General features: G+C 73.4%; 18 protein-coding genes. 10 read left to right on the top strand and 8 right to left on the bottom strand.

Going from position 1 to position 18,634, the window contains the following annotated elements; all coding sequences use genetic code 11:
* Positions 1-32 precede the first annotated feature (32 nt).
* Positions 33-659 carry a GOLPH3/VPS74 family protein gene (locus ACZ31C_RS22485; RefSeq protein WP_350695176.1) on the bottom strand — a complete coding sequence of 209 codons (627 nt, stop codon included), beginning with the start codon at positions 657-659 and terminating at the stop codon, positions 33-35.
* A gap of 143 nt (positions 660-802) precedes the next feature.
* Between ACZ31C_RS22485 and ACZ31C_RS22480 the strand changes: the two genes are divergently transcribed.
* The 3 genes from ACZ31C_RS22480 (at position 803) to hrpB (ending at position 4,516) form a co-directional block, all read left to right on the top strand.
* Complete coding sequence (locus ACZ31C_RS22480) at positions 803-1,645, top strand: helix-turn-helix domain-containing protein (protein WP_465796942.1); 843 nt, start codon at positions 803-805, stop codon at positions 1,643-1,645.
* Between the two features lie 42 nt (positions 1,646-1,687).
* Positions 1,688-1,888, top strand: a complete 201-nt coding sequence (locus ACZ31C_RS22475; RefSeq protein ID WP_396746544.1) for a DUF397 domain-containing protein — start codon at positions 1,688-1,690, stop codon at positions 1,886-1,888.
* Positions 1,889-2,005: 117 nt separating this feature from the next.
* Positions 2,006-4,516 carry an ATP-dependent helicase HrpB gene (gene hrpB, locus ACZ31C_RS22470; protein WP_465797017.1) on the top strand — a complete coding sequence of 837 codons (2,511 nt, stop codon included), beginning with the start codon at positions 2,006-2,008 and terminating at the stop codon, positions 4,514-4,516.
* A 117-nt stretch (positions 4,517-4,633) separates the two neighbouring features.
* Here the strand turns inward: hrpB and ACZ31C_RS22465 are convergent, their stop codons facing one another.
* Positions 4,634-5,362, bottom strand: coding sequence for a PP2C family protein-serine/threonine phosphatase (locus ACZ31C_RS22465; protein ID WP_465796941.1), 729 nt, complete (start codon positions 5,360-5,362; stop codon positions 4,634-4,636).
* A 221-nt stretch (positions 5,363-5,583) separates the two neighbouring features.
* Between ACZ31C_RS22465 and ACZ31C_RS22460 the strand changes: the two genes are divergently transcribed.
* Together ACZ31C_RS22460 and ACZ31C_RS22455 are read left to right on the top strand one after the other, a co-directional pair.
* Complete coding sequence (locus tag ACZ31C_RS22460; RefSeq protein WP_465796940.1) at positions 5,584-8,196, top strand: glycoside hydrolase family 9 protein; 2,613 nt, start codon at positions 5,584-5,586, stop codon at positions 8,194-8,196.
* 143 nt (positions 8,197-8,339) lie between these two features.
* Positions 8,340-8,864, top strand: coding sequence for a GNAT family N-acetyltransferase (locus tag ACZ31C_RS22455; protein WP_465796939.1), 525 nt, complete (start codon positions 8,340-8,342; stop codon positions 8,862-8,864).
* Positions 8,865-8,909: 45 nt separating this feature from the next.
* On the opposite strand, the gene ACZ31C_RS22450 is transcribed toward ACZ31C_RS22455, so the two are convergent.
* The 3 genes from ACZ31C_RS22450 to ACZ31C_RS22440 form a co-directional block, all read right to left on the bottom strand.
* Positions 8,910-9,878: a TIGR03885 family FMN-dependent LLM class oxidoreductase gene (locus tag ACZ31C_RS22450; RefSeq protein WP_465796938.1), complete on the bottom strand. Its 969-nt coding sequence runs from the start codon at positions 9,876-9,878 to the stop codon at positions 8,910-8,912.
* A 103-nt stretch (positions 9,879-9,981) separates the two neighbouring features.
* Positions 9,982-11,394, bottom strand: coding sequence for an NADP-dependent succinic semialdehyde dehydrogenase (locus tag ACZ31C_RS22445; protein ID WP_465796937.1), 1,413 nt, complete (start codon positions 11,392-11,394; stop codon positions 9,982-9,984).
* A 13-nt stretch (positions 11,395-11,407) separates the two neighbouring features.
* Positions 11,408-11,671, bottom strand: coding sequence for a DUF6343 family protein (locus ACZ31C_RS22440; RefSeq protein WP_350695190.1), 264 nt, complete (start codon positions 11,669-11,671; stop codon positions 11,408-11,410).
* Between the two features lie 121 nt (positions 11,672-11,792).
* Here ACZ31C_RS22440 and ACZ31C_RS22435 point away from each other — a divergent pair, with 121 nt between their 5' ends.
* The gene (locus ACZ31C_RS22435) at positions 11,793-12,383 is read left to right on the top strand and encodes an antibiotic biosynthesis monooxygenase (protein WP_465796936.1); all 591 of its coding nucleotides are present in this window, start codon (positions 11,793-11,795) and stop codon (positions 12,381-12,383) included.
* A 119-nt stretch (positions 12,384-12,502) separates the two neighbouring features.
* Complete coding sequence (locus ACZ31C_RS22430; RefSeq protein ID WP_465796935.1) at positions 12,503-13,354, top strand: GDSL-type esterase/lipase family protein; 852 nt, start codon at positions 12,503-12,505, stop codon at positions 13,352-13,354.
* Between the two features lie 26 nt (positions 13,355-13,380).
* Here ACZ31C_RS22430 and ACZ31C_RS22425 read toward each other — a convergent pair whose 3' ends face one another.
* The gene (locus ACZ31C_RS22425; protein ID WP_465796934.1) at positions 13,381-14,136 is read right to left on the bottom strand and encodes an EcsC family protein; all 756 of its coding nucleotides are present in this window, start codon (positions 14,134-14,136) and stop codon (positions 13,381-13,383) included.
* Between the two features lie 195 nt (positions 14,137-14,331).
* On the opposite strand from ACZ31C_RS22425, the gene ACZ31C_RS22420 reads away from it, so the two are divergent.
* The 3 genes from ACZ31C_RS22420 to ACZ31C_RS22410 all read left to right on the top strand — a co-directional run bounded on the left by ACZ31C_RS22420 (position 14,332) and on the right by ACZ31C_RS22410 (position 16,774).
* Positions 14,332-15,243: a proteasome assembly chaperone family protein gene (locus ACZ31C_RS22420; RefSeq protein WP_465796933.1), complete on the top strand. Its 912-nt coding sequence runs from the start codon at positions 14,332-14,334 to the stop codon at positions 15,241-15,243.
* A gap of 317 nt (positions 15,244-15,560) precedes the next feature.
* Positions 15,561-16,358, top strand: a complete 798-nt coding sequence (locus ACZ31C_RS22415; protein WP_465796932.1) for an exodeoxyribonuclease III — start codon at positions 15,561-15,563, stop codon at positions 16,356-16,358.
* A gap of 104 nt (positions 16,359-16,462) precedes the next feature.
* On the top strand, positions 16,463-16,774 hold the full coding sequence (locus ACZ31C_RS22410; protein WP_350695198.1) for an antibiotic biosynthesis monooxygenase family protein: 312 nt from the start codon (positions 16,463-16,465) through the stop codon (positions 16,772-16,774).
* Positions 16,775-16,806: 32 nt separating this feature from the next.
* Here the strand turns inward: ACZ31C_RS22410 and ACZ31C_RS22405 are convergent, their stop codons facing one another.
* Positions 16,807-17,406 (bottom strand): class F sortase, encoded by a 600-nt coding sequence (locus ACZ31C_RS22405; RefSeq protein WP_465797016.1) that lies wholly within the window; start codon positions 17,404-17,406, stop codon positions 16,807-16,809.
* A gap of 517 nt (positions 17,407-17,923) precedes the next feature.
* Positions 17,924-18,550: a hypothetical protein gene (locus ACZ31C_RS22400; protein WP_465797015.1), complete on the bottom strand. Its 627-nt coding sequence runs from the start codon at positions 18,548-18,550 to the stop codon at positions 17,924-17,926.
* Positions 18,551-18,634 lie beyond the last annotated feature (84 nt).

The raw sequence follows: 18,634 nt of genomic DNA, 5'->3' as shown, positions 1-18,634 counted from the left end.
CGGATGTCAGGGAGGGGAAGAGGGGAACCGGCTCAGGGAATGCCGCGCAGCACGGCCGCGCCCACGGCGGCCTCGGTCTGTCCGACGAGTTCCTTCAGCGGAGCCGGCAGGGCCGGAATGATCAGGTTGAGCCGGTGGTGGGCGCGCGGACCCGCGCTCCACAGCACCTCGCGGGTCAAGCCGGCCGCCGCCACCAGCCCGAGCAGCAACGCGTCGGGCACGTGGGGCGGATCCGCGCGTTCCAGCGCGGCGCGCAGTCGGGTGGCCGGCCAGGCCGCGACGTTGAGGTCGGTCGGCACGTACGTGACGCTGGTCCGCAGCAGTCGGCGCGTCTCCTGCCGACGCAGCACCCCGGCCCGCGCCAACCTCTCCCCCACCGAGGTCACCGCCGTCTGGGCGAGGAAGCTCAGCCAGGTCCGCACCGCCTGGTGCTGTTGCTCGCCGATCAACTGGTCCAGCACGGTGTGCGCCAGCGCATCGCCCGGTGGACGCCGGTCGACCACGGTGACCTGTCCGGCGGCGACCGTCACGTGTCCATAGAGGACCAGCTCGCCGAGCAGGCCGGCGGCCAGGCCGAGACTGGTGGCGGCCGGATGCAGCTTGGCCTTGCCCCGGGTGTCGTTGTGGGCGATCAGGAAGAACTCGTCGGCGATGAGCACTCGTCCCCCCGGGTCGACCGTCCATAGTGATCGCTAACCGCAGGCAAGGATGCACCGAGAGCAACTGCAACGCAACTCCCGTTTTTGGCAGTTGCACTCCGTGCTGACGCGACCTGGGACTTTTCCCGTGACAGACTCGGAGGGTGACCGCGAGCCCCACCGTTCGCCGCCGCCGCATCGCCCGGGAACTCCGCCAGTTGCGCGAACGCGCCGGCATGACCCTGGACGTCGCCGCTCGGCAACTGGACATGTCCAAGAGCAATCTCTCCCGCATCGAGAACGCCCAGATCGGCATCAAGCCGCGCGACGTCCGGGCCGCGTTGGCGCTGTACCAGGTGACCGGGAACGACGCCGAGGCACTCATCGAGATCGCCCGGGGCGCCCAGCAACGGGGCTGGTGGCAGCACTACAGCGACGTCCTGCCCGAGTGGTTCGAGTTCTACGTCGGACTGGAGGCCGAGGCGGCCACCCTGCGCACGTACGAGGCGGAGGCGGTGCCGGGCCTGTTGCAGACCGAGGCGTACGCCCGGGAGGTCTACCGGCTCACCGCGGGCGAGGACGACATCGACCGCAAGGTGGCCGCCCGACTGCGCCGCCAGGACGTGCTGCGCAGCGACGAGCCGGCCGAGCTGTCGGTGGTGCTGAACGAGGCGGTGCTGCTACGCCCCGTGAGCGAACGGGCGGTCATGGCGGAGCAACTCGCCCACCTGGAGCGCACCGCGCAGCTACCCAACGTCACCATCCAGGTACTTCCATTCGCAGCCGGCGGCCACCCGGCGATGAACTCGCCGTACGTGATCCTCACGTTTGCCGACGCCGCCGACGCGGCCGTGGTCTACCTGGAAAACCTCTCGACAGGCCTGGCACTGGAAGAGGTCGCGCAGGTGCGCTCGTATAGCCTTGTGCACGAGAGGCTGCGACGTCTGGCGCTTGATCCAGCGGCGTCTTTGGTGCGCCTGAAGGAAGCTTCTCGTTACTTTACGTGACCGTTCGGCGCGGTCACAGTCGGTATCGACGAAGGGATCGCGATGACCGCGCTCGACCTGTCCCGTGCTAACTGGCGCACCAGTACGCGCAGCGTGGGCAACGGCAACTGCGTCGAGGTCGCCGTCGTCGACGGTCGGGTGGCGGTACGGGACAGCAAGGACCGCCCCGGCCCCGTGCTGACCTTCCCGTCGTCGGCCTGGCACACCTTCGTCACCGGCGTCGACGAGGTCCGCGCCGGCTGATCCGCCGCCTCGGCGGGCACCGTCGAGGCGAGGTGCGGCGGGCACGTCGGCCGTGCAGTCGACCGAGGCGGAGCGGACACGACGACCCGGGCCGGAGGGCCGGTGCGAGACTGGGCCGTGCTCTCCGACGTACCCCTCGACCTGCCGGTCCGTCCCGCGCTGCCGGCGCTGGTGGCGGCACTGCGCGCGGCGGGCGCCGCGATCCTGGTCGCCCCGCCGGGCACCGGCAAGACCACGCTCGCCCCGCTGGCGGTGGCCGACGCCGTCGCCGGACGGGTGATCGTCGCCCAGCCCCGACGGGTGGCCGCCCGTGCCGCCGCCCGGCGGATGGCGACGCTGCTCGGCGAGCGCGTCGGTGACCGGGTCGGCTACGCGGTGCGCGGTGAGCGCCGGACCGGCGCGCGGACCCGAGTCGAGGTGGTCACCACCGGGCTGCTGGTCCGCCGGTTGCAGCACGACCCGGAACTGGCTGGCGTCGGCGCGGTGCTGCTGGACGAGGTCCACGAACGACAGCTCGACGCCGACCTCGCACTCGCCTTCAGCGTGGAGGCCCGTGCCGCGTTGCGGCCGGACCTGTGGCTGCTGGCGATGTCGGCGACCCCCGAGGCGGACCGCTTCGCCGCCCTGCTCGGCGGGGACACGCCCGCGCCGGTGGTCCGGGCCGCCTCGGCGCTGCACCCGGTGACCCGGGTCTGGGCACCGCCGGCGCGGCCGGTACCGCCGCCCGGCGCTGGGCCGGTGGACCGGGTGCTGCTGGACCACGTGGCCGCCACCGTCCGGCGGGCACTCGACGAACAGGACGGTGACCTGCTGGTCTTCCTGCCCGGTGTGGGCGAGATCGCGGCCGTCGCGGGCCGCCTGGCCGCCCTGCGCGACCACGTCGACGTGCTCCGGCTGCATGGTCGGCAGGACGGCGCCGAGCAGGACGCCGCACTGCGCCCGGGACCGCGACGGCGGGTGGTGCTGGCCACCGCGGTGGCCGAGAGCAGCCTGACCGTGCCGGGGGTGCGGACCGTGGTGGACGCCGGCCTGTCCCGGGTCGCCCGGCTGGACCTGGCCAGGGGGCTCGGCGCGCTGGTCACCGTGCCGGTGTCCCGGGCCGGAGCCACCCAGCGGGCCGGACGGGCCGGCCGTGAGGCGCCGGGGCACGTCTACCGCTGCTGGTCACCGGCGACCCACGAGCGGCTGGCGGCCCAACCGGAACCGGAGATCGCCACCGCCGACCTCACCGGCTTCGCGCTCGACCTGGCCGCCTGGGGCGTACCGGACGGCACCGGGCTGGCGCTGCCGGATCCGCCCCCGACGGCGGCGATGACGGTGGCCCGGGAGACGCTGGGCACGCTCGGGGCCCTCGACCCGGACGGCCGGATCACCGCCCGGGGACGCGCGATCGCCGCCACCGGGGCGCACCCCCGGCTGGCCCGGGCCCTGCTCGACGGTGCCGCCCGGGTGGGCGCCCGGCGCGCCGCCGAGGTGGTCGCACTGCTCGCCGAGGAGTCCGTCGCCGGTGCCGGGGACGACCTCGCCGCCGCCTGGCGTCGACTGCGCGACGGCGTCGAGCCGGGTGCCACCGCCCGCTGGCGGACCGAGGTACGCCGACTGCGTGCCGCCCTGCCGACCGGCACCGCCGAGGACCCCGCCGGGAAGGCCCTGCCGGACGACCTGGCCGCCGGGTTGCTGGTCGGCTTGGCGTACCCAGAGCGGTTGGGCCGGGTACGCCGGGCGGGCGGTTCGGCGTACCTGATGAGCGGCGGGACCGCTGCGGAGCTGGCGCCCGGGTCGGCGCTGGCCGGTGCCGGGTGGCTGGCCGTGGCGGTGGCCGACCGGGCGCCCGGCACGCCGGCCGCACGGGTCCGGCGGGCGGCGGTACTGGACGAGGCGACCGCCCGCGAGGTCGGTGCGCTGCTGCTGCGCACCGACCGGGAAGTCGGCTGGTCCGGCGACGACGTGGTGGCCCGGGAGGTGGTCCGGCTGGGCGCCATCGAGCTGGTCGACCGGCCGCTGCCCCGCCCCGGGTCGGCGGAGGTCGCCGCCGCCCTGCTGACCGGGCTGCGCGACGTCGGCCTCGACCTGCTGCCCTGGACACCGGCGGCGCGGGCGCTACGCGACCGGCTGGCCTTCTGCCGACACGCGCTCGGCGACGACTGGCCGGACGTCACCGACGAGGCGCTGCTGGCCGGCGCACCGGACTGGCTCGGACCCGAGCTGGCCCGGGCCCGGCGGCGCGCCGACCTGGCCCGGATCGAGGTGGCCGGTGCGCTGCGCCGGCTGCTGCCCTGGTCGCTGGCGGGGCGACTGGACGAGCTGGCCCCCGAGCGGATCGCCGTGCCCAGCGGGTCCCGGATCCGGGTGGACTACACCGACCCGGCCGTGCCGGTGCTGGCGGTACGGCTTCAGGAGACCTTCGGCTGGGCGCAGGCACCCCGCGTCGGCGGCGGTCGGGTGCCGGTGCTGCTGCACCTGCTCTCACCGGCGGGCCGGCCGGTGGCGGTCACCGCCGACCTGGCGTCGTTCTGGCGCACCGGCTACCGGCAGGTGCGCGCCGAACTGCGCGGACGGTACCCGCGCCATCCCTGGCCGGAGGACCCGACCACGGCCGCGCCCACTCGGCGGGCCGGGCGCGCCTGACGTGAAAGGAAGGGTCCCCTGCTAACGCCTGGTGCATAGCAGGGGACCCTTCCTAACATCCGTCAGCCAGCGCCGCGCCCACCCGTCGGCAGCGCGCGGTCCGAGCGCGGCTGCGCGTCAGGGCTCGTCGACCACGTCGGCGATGACCACGGTGATGTTGTCCGGGCCACCGGCGCGCAAGGCCAGGTCGATGAGCTTGCGGGCACACAGGTCCCGGTCCGGATGGGCGGCGAGCACCTCGGCCAGGGTCTCGGCCCGGACGACGTTGGACAGTCCGTCGCTGCACAGCAGCCAGCGGTCGCCGTGGCGGGGCAGCATCGTGGCGAAGGTCGGGGAGACCTCGTCGCCCTGCAACGCCTGGGTGACCACGGCGCGACGGGGATGACTGCCGGCCTGGTCCGCTGTGATCACCCCCTGGTCGACGAGCATCTGCACGAACGTGTCGTCCCGGGTGATCTGCTTGAGCACGCCGTCGCGGAACAGGTACGCCCGGGAGTCGCCCACGTGGGCCAAGGCCAGGCAGCTCCCGGTACGCGCGAAGAGCAGCGCGGTCAGCGTCGTACCCATCCCCTGCCGCTGCGGGTCCTCGGTCACCGCCTGCCGGATCCGGGTGGTGGCCAGCGCGATGCCGTCCTGCAACGCGGCGACGAGCGCGTCCTCGGGTATCTCCACGTCCAGCGGCGCCACCGCCTCGATGGCGATGGCGCTGGCCAGGTCGCCCGCGGCCATCCCGCCCATGCCGTCGGCGACGGCCACCAGCCAGGCCCCGGCGTGCAGCGCGTCCTGGTTGCCGCTGCGGATCAGCCCACGGTCGCTCGTCCCCGCGGAACGCAGCTTCAGGGTCATGGGACGCAGCCTGCCAGGAGAAGGGCTCCGTTGTCTCTAGGAGATCAGGACGACCGGGCGTGGCGCGGCGAATCTCACTGGCCGACGGCCCCCGAGCCCATCGGACCGGATCGATTGACAGCGCCCGTCCGCCCTGGAAACATGCCCGATACCTGGGAGCGCTCCCAGGTTTTCCGCACACGCCCACCACCATTCCGTCCCGTTCGTCGGAAGGAATATCCGTGACGCCATCCCGACGTCGCCTCGCGGCGCTCGCCGCGGCGACCACCGTGGCGCTGGCCGCCGTGAGCGCCGGCACCGCCCACGCCGATCCCCCGGCCGAGGCCCCCGAACAGATCACGAACGGCGATTTCAGCACCGGCGTGTCGCCGTGGTTCTCCTTCGGCACCGGCCCGCTCGGCGTGACCGACGGTCAACTCTGCACCACCGTCGCAGGCGGGCTGGCCAACCCCTGGGACGCCGGCATCGGCCAGGACGCGGTGGCCCTGGTCGCCGGCGCCGAATACACCCTCGGGTTCGATGTCACCGCCACCCCCGGCAGCAACGTCACCGCCGTGCTGCAACTGGGCAACGCCCCCTATACCGGCTACTACTCGGTCACCGCCGCCGCCACCCCCACCCAGCAGCGGATCGAGCGGACCTTCGTGGCACCCGAGGACGACGAGCGCGCCCAGCTCATCTTCCAGGTCGGCGGCGCCGCCGAGGGACAGACCGTCTGCCTGGACAACGTCTCGCTGCGCGGCGGCAACCCGCCCGAGCCGTACGTGCCGGACACCGGCCCCCGGGTCCGCGTCAACCAGGTCGGCTACCTGCCCGGCGGCCCGAAGAACGCCACCGTCGTCACCGACGCCACCACGGCCCTGCCCTGGCAGCTGCGCGCCGCCTCCGGCAGCGTGGTCGCCAGCGGCACCACCACGCCGCGCGGTGTCGACCCGGCCTCGGCGCAGAACGTGCACTCCGTCGACTTCTCCTCCTACCGCACCCCCGGGCAGGGTCTGACGCTCGCCGTGGACGGTGAGGTGAGCCACCCGTTCGACATCTCCGGCGCGCTCTACGAGCGACTGCGCTCCGACGCGTTGCAGTTCTTCTACATCCAGCGCAGCGGTATCGCCATCGACGGCGACCTGGTCGGCGACGAGTACGCCCGCCCGGCCGGTCACCTGGGCGTCGCCCCGAACCAGGGCGACACCGACGTGCCCTGTCAGGCCGGTGTCTGCGACTACCGGCTCGACGTGCGCGGCGGCTGGTACGACGCCGGTGACCACGGCAAGTACGTCGTGAACGGTGGTATCGCCACCTACCAGCTGCTGAGCACCTTCGAGCGGACCAAGAACGCCGCCACCGCCGGATTCGGCGCCGCCCTCGGCGACAGCACGCTGCGGCTGCCGGAGCGCGACAACGGGGTGCCCGACATCCTCGACGAGGCCCGCTGGGAGCTGGAGTTCCTGCTGCGGATGCAGGTGCCGGCCGGCAAGCCGCTGGCCGGGATGGCCCACCACAAGATCCACGACCGGAACTGGACCGGCCTGCCGTTGCAGCCGGAGGACGACCCGGAGCCGCGCGAGCTGCACCCGCCGTCCACCGCCGCCACGCTCAACCTGGCCGCCGTGGCCGCGCAGTGCGCCCGACTGTTCGCCCCGTACGACGCGGCGTTCGCCCAGCGCTGCGGCACCGCTGCCAAGACCGCGTACGCGGCGGCCAAGGCCAACCCGACCCGGTACGCCAGCCCGACCGACGGCAACGGCGGCGGCGCGTACGACGACAGCAACGTCACCGACGAGTTCTACTGGGCCGCCGTGGAGCTGTACCTGACCACCGGCGAGCGCACGTACCTGACCGACCTGACCGCGTCGGCGCACCACACCGGCGACGTCTTCGACGTGCGGGGCTTCGGCTGGCAGAGCGTCGCCGCGCTGGGCCGACTCGACCTGGCCACCGTGCCGAACGGGCTGCCCGCCGCCGACCTGGCCCGGGTTCGCGCCTCGGTCACCACCGCCGCCGACGGCTACCTCGCCGAGATCCAGCGGCAGGCGTACGGGCTGCCGATGCCCGGTGACGCCGGCAGCTACTTCTGGGGCGGCAACAGCAACGTGATCAACAACGCGGTCGTGCTGGCCACCGCGTTCGACCTGACCCGCGAGGCGAAGTACCGCGACGGTGCGGTGCAGGCGATGGACTACATCTTCGGTCGCAACGCGCTGAACATCTCGTACGTGACCGGGTGGGGCGAGCACGCGGCGGAGAACCAGCACAGCCGCATCTTCGGCCACCAGCTCGACCCGTCCATGCCCAAGCCTCCGGTCGGCTCGCTCGCCGGTGGCCCGAACGCCGCGCTCCAGGACCCGTTCGTGGAGCAGTTGCTGGCCGGATGCGCGCCGATGTTCTGCTTCGTCGACGACATCGCCTCGTACTCCACCAACGAGGTCGCCATCAACTGGAACTCGGCGCTGACCTGGATCTCCTCGTTCCTGGCCGACCAGGGTGACGCCTCGGCCGTGCCGGCGCCCACCTGCTCGGTGTCCTACACCAACTACGGCTCCTGGCAGGGCGGCACCGGCTTCACCGCCCAGGTGGCCATCCGCAACACCGGCACCAGCGCGGTGAACGGCTGGACCGCCCGCTTCGCCTTCACCGGCGACGCCAAGGTCCGGGAGGCCTGGACGGCGAAGGTCACCCAGGCCGGCGCCACGGTCACCGCCAAGAACGAGTCGTACAACGCCCGGATCAACCCGGGTGCCACGGTGACCTTCGGCTTCAACGCCACCACCGGACCCGGGGCCAACCCCAACCCCGCCCTGGTCACCGTCAACGGCTCACCCTGCACCGTCTCCTGAACCCCGGGTGGGGGCCGTCGGCGACCGGCCCCCACCCGGCTCACTCCCACATCGCCTCGCTTCGTTGATCAAGAGGTTCGGGTCCCGGTCCGTGCTGGATCGGGGCCCGAACTTCTTGATCGTCGCGTGGCAGCATGGCCGGTATGACCGAGATCGTGGTGCGGCGGGGTGGGGTGGCGGATCGGGACAGCGTGTTGCGGCTGCTCGACGTGGCCATCGCGTGGTTGGCGGAACGGGGACGTACCGGGCAGTGGGGTACCGCGCCGGCCTCGACCGACCCACGCCGGATCGGGCAGGCCGACGGGTGGGCCGACGGTGGCGGGCTGTGGCTGGCCGAGGTGGCGGGACAGCCGGTCGGCGCACTGGTGGTGGGCAGTGCCACCGAGTACGTGCCACCCGCCACCGAGGCCGAGCTGTACGTGAACCTGCTGGTCACCGACCGGGCGTACGCCGGTGCCGGGATCGGTGGCCGGCTGCTGGCGCACGCCGCCGAGCTGGCCCGGGAACGCGGCGTGGACCTGCTGCGGGTGGACTGCTACGCGGGCGACGACGGGGCGCTGGTGCGCTGGTACGAGCGGCAGGGCTTCACCGCCACCGACCCGTTCACGGTGCCCCGACCGGACGGCGCACAGTGGCCGGGACAGGTGCTGGCCCGTCGCCTCGACTGAGCCGCCGCCGCCCTGCGGCGCGCCCGCGCTCGGCGCCGAATGGGATCAGCCGGCCTGGCCGCGCAGCTTCGGGAGCACCTGCTCGCCGAACGCGTCGAGGAACGGCCGCTGCTCCTGCCCGACGTGGTGCAGCGCGATCTGGTCGAACCCGAGGTCGATGTACTCCTCCAACCAGCCCAGGTGCCGGCCCAGGTCGGCGGAGATGTTGACCACCTCGGCGAGGCGGCTCATCGGCACCTCGGCGGAGACCACGTCGAAGTGTTCCGGGGTGTCCAGGTCCCAGCAGACCGGTGGCGCGAAGACGTTGCTGCGCCACTGGTCGTACGCGATCGCCTCGGCGTCGGCCTGGACGGGTGCCCAGCTCAGGTGCACCTGGAGGTGCACCGGCCCGCGCCCGCCCGCCTCCCGGTAGGCGTCGATCATCCGGCGCAGGTGTTCGGGCGCGGCGTTGACGGTGATCAGCCCGTCCGCCCACTCGGCGCACCAGCGGGCGGTCTCGACGCTGACCGCCGCGCCGACCAGGGCCGGCGGTTGCTCGGGGCGGCTCCACAGTCGAGCCCGATCCACGCGTACCAGGCCGTCGTGGCTGACCTCCTCACCGGCGAGCAGCGCGCGGATGACGTCGACGCACTCGCGCAGCCGGGCGTTGCGGACGTCCTTGCGCGGCCAGACCTCGCCGGTGATGTGCTCGTTGGCGGCCTCGCCGGAGCCGAGGGCGGCCCAGAACCGCCCCGGGTACATCGCGCCGAGGGTGCCGATCGCCTGGGCGATGATCGCCGGGTGGTAGCGCTGCCCGGGCGCGTTGACGACCCCGAAGGACAGGTCGGTGGCCTGGAGCGCGGAGCCGAGCCAGGACCAGGCGAACCCGGAATGGCCCTGGCGTTCGCTCCACGGCGCGAAGTGGTCGGAGCACATGGCCGCGTCGAAGCCGACCCGCTCGGCGTGGATCACCGCTTCCAGCAGCGCGCGCGGGTGGATCTGCTCGTGAGAGGCGTGGAAGCCGATCGCCGTCATGCCGGCCTTCCCTACCCAGGCCGACCCGGATGTAAGCAGGGGTCCCCTGCTATACACGAGGCGTTAGCAGGGGACCCCTGCTTACATGCCGGCGAGCCCGGGACTACTCGGCGTGCGCGCCCGCGCCGGCGGTGGCCGCGCCCTCACCCACCCAGACGGTCTTGACGTTGCAGAACTCGTGCATGCCCTGCGCCGACAGCTCCCGGCCGTAGCCGGAGTTCTTCACCCCACCGAAGGGCAGCTCCGGGTACGAGGTGGTCATGCCGTTGACGAAGACGGCTCCCGCGTCCAGGTCGGTGGCGAAGCGCTCCTGCTCCTGCGGATCGCGGGTCCAGGCGTTCGACCCGAGCCCGTACGGGGTGCCGTTGGCCACCTCGATCGCCTCGTCGTACGACGAGACCCGGTACAGCCCGGCGACCGGTCCGAACACCTCCTCGCCCCACATCCGCATGTCCGGCCGCAGGTCGGTGACCACGGTCGGCGGATAGAACCAGCCGTCGCCGGTCGGCTTCTCGCCGCCGCAGAGCACGGTGGCTCCCTTGTCGACGGCGTCGCGTACCTGGGCGTCGACCTCGTCGCGACCGCGTTCCGAGGCGAGCGGCCCGACATCGGTGTCGTCGTCCATCGGGTCACCGACCCGCAGGGCCGACATCCGGTGCGCGAACGCCTCGGCGAACGACTCGTACACGTCGGCGTGCACGATGAACCGCTTGGCCGCGATGCAGGACTGGCCGTTGTTCTGGCAGCGGGCGGTGGTGGCCACCTCGGCGGCGAGTTCCACGTCGGCCGAGGGCATCACCACGAACGGGTCGCTGCCACCCAACTCCAGCACGGTCTTCTTGAGTTCCCGGCCGGCGATCTGGGCGATCGAGCGGCCGGCGGGCTCACTGCCGGTCAGCGTGGCGGCCCGTACCCGGGGGTCGCTCAGGATCCGGTCGACGGCGTCGGAGCCGACCAGCAGCGTGGTGAAGGCCCCTTCGGGGAAACCGGCCCGCCGGAACACGTTCTCCAGCAGCAGCGCCGTCTGCGGCACGTTGGAGGCGTGTTTCAGCAGTCCGGTGTTGCCGGCCATCAACGCCGGGGCGGCGAACCGGACGACCTGCCAGAGCGGGAAGTTCCACGGCATCACCGCCAGCACCGGCCCGATCGGCTGGTAGCGGACGAACGCCCGGGTTGCGGAGACCGCCGACGCGTCGGCCGGACGGTCGGCCAGGAACTCCGCCGCGTGCCGGGCGTAGAACCGGCAGGCGCCGGCGCACTTGGTGACCTCGGCCTTCGACGCGGCGAGGGTCTTGCCCATCTCGGTGGTCATCACCCGGGCGATCTCGTCGCGCTCCGCCTCCAGCAGGTCGGCCGCCGCCTCCAGCCACCGTCCGCGCTGCGCGATCGTGGTGGACCGCAGGTCCCGGTACGCCAGGTCGGTCCGCTCGATCGCCGCGTCGACCTGCGCGTCCGACATCGCCTCGTACGTCTTGAGCACCTGTCCGGTCCGGGGGTCGGTGGTGGCGATGGACATCGGGCTTCTCCCGTCACTCGAAGAGCGAGTGCCGTACGCCGGGTTCCTCGCGACGGCGGGCGGCACGACGACGTTGGATGACGGCCAGGTCGACGACGGCGATCACCGCGAAAACGACGCAGACCACACCCAACCAGGCCACGTCGGCACGGAACGCCAGCACCGCGAAGACGGCCATGCTGACGAGCCCGAAGCCGGCCAGTACGAGCCTCAGGTTGAGCGCGCTGTTCGCGTGGCCGACCGTGCCTCGGGCGCGTCGGGGCTGTGATCGGGTCATCGTCCCCACCTACCCGGCGCTGCCGGGGCTAACCGTCGCCGCCGGGTCGCGGTGGTGCGTTGCGTTACATCGACCGTCCGCCGATAGGCCGGTCCGGGTCGGCGCGCGCACCATGGGAGCCATGACCGTGAGCTCTGCCGTGCCGGTGACCGTCGCCGTGGCCCGACGTGCCGACCCCGCCCGCACCGACGAGATGGTGGCGTGGATGCGGGCCGGTACGGCGCTGGCCGAGGTGTTCCCGGGTTTCCTCGGCGCCGGTTGGGTCCGCAGCGCGCCCGGCTCGGGCGAGTGGCACATGCTCTACCGCTTCGCCGATCCGGACACGCTGCGCCGCTGGGAGGAGTCACCGCAGCGCAACTGGTGGCTCACCTCGGCGCAGGGCATCGTCGAACACACCCGGGTCGAGCGGCGCAGCGGCATCGAGGGCTGGTTCGACCCGCCCCGCGCGGAGACCGTGGAGATGTTGGACGCGGCGGTGCCCGCGTCGCCGCCCCGCTGGAAGCAGGCGATCACGATCTGGCTGGCGTTCTTCCCGCTCAGCCTGACCGCGACCCTGCTGACCGGCCATCTCCTGCCGGACCTGCCGGTCGCGGCCCGGGTCCTGGTCATGACGCTCACCCTCACCCCGCTGATGACCTATCTGGTGCTGCCCCGGATCACCCGGGCGCTGCACTGGTGGCTGCACGGTCACCGCGCCCCGTGGCGCGCATAGCACGCAGCCCTCGACCGCGACAGTTCTCTGCCGCATCTCCGACACCGACACGGAAGCACCACCCGCCCCACGCGTAGAGTCACCATGCTGTTGCTCTGTGCTGTGAGGCTGGGGAACTCATGCCCAAACGCTGGACCACCGTCGTGGTCAGCCTGCTCGCACTGGTCGCGCTCGCCTGCGAGGCCGGTGCGGAACCGACACCGAGGCCCAGCGACGGCACACCCCGGGCCGGCTCGCCCAAGGTCGTCGCGGCGCTCGGCGACTCGATCACCACCGGATTCGGCTCCTGCCTGGTGCTGACCTCGTGCGAACGCAACTCCTGGTCGACCGGGGACGGCCTGCGTGTGGACAGCCACTACCGCCGGCTGGTGGACCGCAACCCCGGGCTGCGCGGCCACGCCCACAACCACGCCCGTCCGGGCGCGCGGGCCGCCGCGCTGGCCGGGCAGGCCGAGCGGGCGGTACGCGACCGCGCCGACTACGTGACCGTGCTGGTCGGCGCCAACGACGCGTGCCGGAGCACGATCGGCGCGATGACGCCGGTGACCGAGTTCCGGGCCGAGATCGACCGGGGGCTGCGGGTGCTGCGCGAGGGCCGCCCGAAGGCCCGGGTGCTCGTGGTCAGCATCCCCGACCTGTACCGCCTCTGGGAGGTCGGCCACGACGACTCGCGGGCGGCCCGCGCCTGGCGTCGTGGCGTCTGCCCGGCGCTGCTGGCCGACGCGACCTCGGACGCCCCCGCCGATCGGGCCCGCCGGGCGGAGTTCCGGGACCGGATCGACGCCTACAACAGCCAACTCCGCGCGGCCTGCCGGGCGTACGGCTCCCGGTGCCGCCACGACGGCGGGGCGGTGCACCGGGTGCGCTTCGACCTGGACCTGGTCAACCGGTTGGACTACTTCCACCCCAACACCGACGGTCAGTCCCGCCTCGCCGAGGTGACCTGGCGCTCCGCCGGCTACGCGGACTGACGCGCCGGCGGCTGCGGTCCCTCCGTCTACTCCGGAGAGATGCGGGGCGCCGGGATGGGTGGGCCCTCCGGTCGGCGGTACATGGCCCGCGAGCGTTCGGCCAGCCCCTTGGTGGCCGAGGAGTTGGCCCAGGTGCCGAGCACGATCGCGGCACCGGGCACCACCTTGGCGAAGAGTCGCTTCGCGGCCCGTACGCCGGCCATCTGGGCCAGCCGTACGCCCAGCCGCAGCATCACCCGACTCAACGCCTGTTGCCCGCCACCGCCGCCGAACAACGCGCCGGCCCGTTCCCGCCCGGCCGCCACCCCCAGCGCGAGCCGGGCACTCGCCGCCACCTTGTGCACCTTCTGCAGCACCAGCAGGTCGGCGGCGCGGTCCGGGTGCGTCGGGTCCACCCCGTACGCGGCGGCGATGTGCAGCACCATCCGCGCCTGTGTCCAGGCCAGCACTCCCACGTCGATCACCGCGCCGGGCAGGCCGGCGGCACCGGAGACGGCACCGGAGAGCCGCGCCCGGTTGACGAACCGGCGTACCGCCTTCTCCGCCAGGGCCTCCTCGGTGAGGCGCGGATGGTCGGCGCGGGTCTGCCGGGCCCACCGCGCCGCCTCCGGCCCGAGCCGGCGCACCGCCTCGATGGCGAGGTGCTCCGGCGCGTACTGCGGATCCTGGCGCATGCGGTCCCAGAGCGTGGCCGGCGGGGCCTCGACGGCCTCGCCCGCGGACGCCGGCCCGGCCGGTGCCGGGGTGACGGGCTGACCGTCGGCGGGGACGGAATCGCTCATCGCTCTCCCTTCGGTGAGTTCTATCCATGTGTACCTCGTGACGGCAACGCGGTACCCCGGCCGGTTGTTGCTACACCGATGCCGGGGCGAACGGCCCGCCGCAACAGGAATGCATCAGGATGACGGGTACGTTCTGGCGATCGGGACGCCGCCAACCCGGCGACCCGTGACGCGCACACCAGGGAGGCCGCACCGGTGCTCGACCCACACGAGCTCTACGAACTCACCGACGATCTGCCCGAACTCGGTCAACCGGTCCTGATCCAGGCCCTCACCGGCTTCGTCGACGCCGGTAACGCCAGCCGGTTGGCCCGCGAACAGCTCCTCACATCGCTGGACGCCCATCCGATCGCCCGGTTCGACCTGGACCAGGTGTTCGACTACCGCTCCCGGCGCCCGGTGATGACCTTCGTCGAGGACCACTGGGAGAGCTACGACGCCCCGGCGTTGGAGCTGCACCTGCTGCGCGACGACGACGAGACCCCGTTCCTGCTGCTCACCGGCCCCGAGCCGGACCTGCAGTGGGAGCGGTTCGTGGCCGCCGTGGCGGGTCTGGCCGAGCGGCTGGACGTCCGGCTCACCGTCGGGCTGAACGCGATCCCGATGGCGGTGCCGCACACCCGTCCGACCGGCGTGACCGCGCACGCCACCCGGCGTGACCTGATCGCCGGCTACGAGCCGTGGCTGCAACGGGTGCAGGTCCCCGGCAGCGTGGGACACCTGCTGGAGTTCCGCCTCGGCGAGGCGGGCCGCGACGCGCTGGGCTTCGCCGCCCACGTGCCGCACTACGTGGCGCAGGCCGAGTACCCGGCCGCCGCCGAGGTGCTGCTGGCGTCGGTGTCGCGCAGCACCGGGCTGCTGCTGCCCCGCGACGGGCTGCACTCGGCCGCCGAGGTGGTCCGGGTCGAGATCGACCGGCAGGTCGCGCAGAACGACGAGGCCAGTGCGCTGGTGCAGGCGCTGGAGGAGCAGTACGACGCGTACGCCCGGGGCAAGGGCGAGCGGAACCTGCTCGCCGCCGAGAACGGCCCGCTGCCCACGGCGGAGGAACTCGGCGCCGAACTGGAACGCTTCCTCGCCGAGCAGACCCGCCCGCCGGAGGCGTGACGGCTTTGCGGGCAAGGCCTTGCGTGCAAGGAAGGGCCCCCTATTAACGCCTCGTGCATAGCAGGGGTCCCCTCCTAACACCTCGCCACCGCCGCGCGCGCACCGCGCACCGCCGCGCACCGCGCACCGCCGCGCACCGCGCACCGCCGCGCGCCACGAGCAGCAGCGTGCACGGCGAGCCGCAGCGCGCACCACGAGCCGACAGGCACGGCGAGCCGCCAGCGCGTGGTGAACTGCCACCGCGTCGTGAGCCGCCGCGACCCGCCGGGCTCGTGCGCCGCCCGGCGGACCGGGCCCGGATACGGCAGGCTGGCACCATGCGCCTGGCCACCTGGAACGTCAACTCGGTGAAGGCCCGCCTGCCCCGGCTATTGGACTGGCTGGCCGGCACCGGGCCGGACGTGGTCTGCCTGCAGGAGACCAAGTGCCCCGACGGCGCGTTCCCGGTCGCCGAGGTGGGCGAACTCGGCTACACCGTCGCCAGCCACAGCGACGGCCGGTGGAACGGTGTGGCCGTGCTGTCCCGGGTCGGGCTGGCCGACGTCACGGTCGGGTTCCCCGGCGAACCCGGGTTCCCCGAGCCGGAGGCCCGCGCCATCGCGGCCACCTGCGACGGGCTGCGGGTCTGGTCGGTGTACGTGCCGAACGGCCGCGCCCCCGACGATCCGCACTACGCGTACAAGCTGGCCTGGCTGGCGGCGCTGCGGGACGCGCTGGACACGGAACTCACCGGCGGGCCGGCGCTGGCGGTCTGCGGCGACTTCAACGTGGCCCCGACCGACGAGGACGTGTGGGAGCCGGCGCTGTTCGCGACCTCCACCCACGTCACGCCCGCCGAGCGGGCCGCCCTGGCGGCGCTGCGCGACCTGGGCCTCACCGACGTGGTGCCCGCCCCGATGAAGGGGCCGCACCCGTACACCTACTGGGACTACCGGGCCGGGATGTTCCACCAGAACAAGGGCATGCGAATCGACCTGGTGTACGCCTCGGCGCCGGTGGCCCGCGCGGTCCGCTCCGCGTACGTGGACCGGGAGGCCCGCAAGGGCAAGGGCCCCTCCGACCACGCGCCGATCGTGGTCGACGTCGACCTCGTACCGACGGTCGAGTCCTTCTGACTCCCCCACCACCCACTCCCGCCGATCTTGGTGCGAAACGGCCCCCGGGGCGGGGCATCGGCGGACCAAGATCTGTTCCGCTCGTCCAGGTCTAGGGTGAAGACATGGCAGTTGTGAAGATCAACGCGATCGACGTCCCGCCCGGTGCCGGCGAGGAGTTGGAGAAGCGGTTCGCCGCCCGCGCCCGGGCCGTGGAGAACTCCCCCGGTTTCCTCGGCTTCGAGTTGCTGCGGCCGGTGGCCGGCGAGAACCGCTACTTCGTGTACACGCGGTGGGAGACCGAGCAGGCGTACCAGGATTGGGCCAACGGTCCCGCCCGCGCCGCCCACGCCGCCCCGCCCGGCGCCGAGCAGCGTCCCCCGGTCGCCTCCGGCGCCACCCTCCTGGAGTTCGAGGTCGTCCAGCAGGTCCCCTGACCGCAGCCGCCCTCTCCCCCAACGACGGGTGGTCAGGCGGGACGGGTGCCGGTCAGGCTGGCGAAGGCGATGACGTTGTCGGCGTAGCCGTCCGGGCCACCGAGCCACTGACCGCCGCAGGTGATCAGGCGCAGCGTCGGTGGGCCGTCGTGACCGTAGACGCGGTCGGCCGGCAACTGGTCCTTCGGGAAGTGCTCGACGGAGTCCACGGTGAACACCGCCACCGAACCGTCCTCGCGGCCCACCTCGACCGTGTCGCCCACCCGGAGCTTGGCCAGGTCGTAGAAGACCGACGGGCCGCTCTTGGTGTCCACGTGCCCGACGATGACCGCCGGGCCGGGGTCGCCGGGGACCGGCCCCCGGTCGTACCAGCCGGTCTCCTCGTGTCGGCTCAGCGGCGGCACCCCGATCGTGCCGTCCGGTGCGTCCCCGACCGGCTTCACCGGGGCGGCGACGTCGATCGAGGGCACCGACAGGCTCACCGGCCGGGCCGCGGTCCGCGCCACGGGTGCCGAGGTCGACGCCGCTTCGCCGCCGGTCGCGGCCCAGCCCAGCGGGGAACCGGCGGTACGCCCCAGTCCGGCTCCGGTGGCGAAGACACCGACCAGCACCAGCACCACGGCCAGCGGCATCGACCAGGGGCGACGGCCGGAGCGCTCGACGCGTTCCACGCGGCGGGCGCGGACCCGGGCACCAGCGCCGATCGGGGCCCGGCCCTCCACGTCCGGCGGGATCGGCCCGTCCAGGTCGGTGGGGTACGCGCGCCCCAGTGGCGGCGCACCCGGCCCGGGCGGCGGGGTGTCGACGGGTAGGTGTGACCACGGACGCGACCCGCGCGGTGTGGCGGCGGGCGGGCGCGGTGTACCCAGCGAGGCGGCCACGGATGGACGAGATGTGCCCGGGGAGGCGGCTGCGGATGGACGAGATGTGCCCGGGGAGGCGGCTGCGGATGGACGAGATGTGCCCGGGGAGGCGGCTGCGGGTGGGTGGGGGCCGCGAGGCGGCGGATCGGGCACGAAAAGGTCGGGGCGGGGCGGGCCGCCTACCGGACGGCCACGCGAGGCACCAGGGCCGGGCGACGGGCGGCCGGCACGGGGCGTACCACCGGAGCCGGTCGGTCGGGGCGCGCGAGGGGCGGGCACGGCGGACTCACCCGCCCGTGCCACGTCGGCGGGTGGCAGCGACCCAGACGACCATGCCGGTGACGGTCAAGGCGAGCCCACCGGGCAGCAGCAGGCCCGAGGCGACGCCACCGGAACCGCCGCCGAAGCCGGTCGCCGGGCCCCGGCTCGGCTTCATCTGGCGTACCACCTGGACCATCGTGGAGGCGGTCTCGCCGCCCCGGCACTCCAGCTTGACCCGGTAGTTGCCGGGGAGCACCCGGTCCTTGACCATGGCCGTCCCGTGGAGCAGGCCGCGTTGCGGCTGCACCGCGACCCGGCCGAAGGCGTCCGAGACGACGATCGCGCCGACCGAGTTGTCCTGGCAGCTCGCTCGGAGGCCGACCAGGTGCCCCGGTTCGACGGTGCTCGGCATGACCTCGACGAAGACGTTCGGACCGGGTTGCGGGGCGGCGGCGAGTACGGCCGTCAGGTCGGGTTGCGGCGCGGCGGGTACGGCTGTCGGGCCGGATCGCGGGGCGACGGGTGCGGCGGGTGCGGCGGCGGCCGGCAGCGCCGGTGCGAGCAGGAGGGCCGCGAGCAGTGGCAGGGCGGCGGCGGGCAGCAACGTGGTGGCGACCGAGGGCAGACGACGAGTACGGGTCACTGACACGATGCCCCCTCCCGGCGCGCCGGAGCAGTCGCCGGGCGCCGATGCGGACACCCGGTCTGCCGTACGGGATGATGGTCTCACTCCCGG

The organism is Micromonospora sp. NPDC023869 (assembly GCF_055559695.1).
Note: the sequence above shows the minus strand (reverse complement) of the source record. Positions and strands in the feature narration are given on the sequence as shown.

Bases quoted from the DNA above. Each gene is read 5' to 3' on its own strand.
- ACZ31C_RS22475 (WP_396746544.1), top strand. From the start codon at position 1,688: ATGACCGCGCTCGACCTGTCCCGTGCTAACTGGCGCACCAGTACGCGC.
- ACZ31C_RS22465 (WP_465796941.1), bottom strand. From the start codon at position 5,362: ATGACCCTGAAGCTGCGTTCCGCGGGGACGAGCGACCGTGGGCTGATC.
- ACZ31C_RS22455 (WP_465796939.1), top strand. From the start codon at position 8,340: ATGACCGAGATCGTGGTGCGGCGGGGTGGGGTGGCGGATCGGGACAGC.
- ACZ31C_RS22450 (WP_465796938.1), bottom strand. From the start codon at position 9,878: ATGACGGCGATCGGCTTCCACGCCTCTCACGAGCAGATCCACCCGCGC.
- ACZ31C_RS22445 (WP_465796937.1), bottom strand. From the start codon at position 11,394: ATGTCCATCGCCACCACCGACCCCCGGACCGGACAGGTGCTCAAGACG.
- ACZ31C_RS22440 (WP_350695190.1), bottom strand. From the start codon at position 11,671: ATGACCCGATCACAGCCCCGACGCGCCCGAGGCACGGTCGGCCACGCG.
- ACZ31C_RS22435 (WP_465796936.1), top strand. From the start codon at position 11,793: ATGACCGTGAGCTCTGCCGTGCCGGTGACCGTCGCCGTGGCCCGACGT.
- ACZ31C_RS22430 (WP_465796935.1), top strand. From the start codon at position 12,503: ATGCCCAAACGCTGGACCACCGTCGTGGTCAGCCTGCTCGCACTGGTC.
- ACZ31C_RS22425 (WP_465796934.1), bottom strand. From the start codon at position 14,136: ATGAGCGATTCCGTCCCCGCCGACGGTCAGCCCGTCACCCCGGCACCG.
- ACZ31C_RS22415 (WP_465796932.1), top strand. From the start codon at position 15,561: ATGCGCCTGGCCACCTGGAACGTCAACTCGGTGAAGGCCCGCCTGCCC.
- ACZ31C_RS22410 (WP_350695198.1), top strand. From the start codon at position 16,463: ATGGCAGTTGTGAAGATCAACGCGATCGACGTCCCGCCCGGTGCCGGC.
- ACZ31C_RS22405 (WP_465797016.1), bottom strand. From the start codon at position 17,406: ATGCCGCTGGCCGTGGTGCTGGTGCTGGTCGGTGTCTTCGCCACCGGA.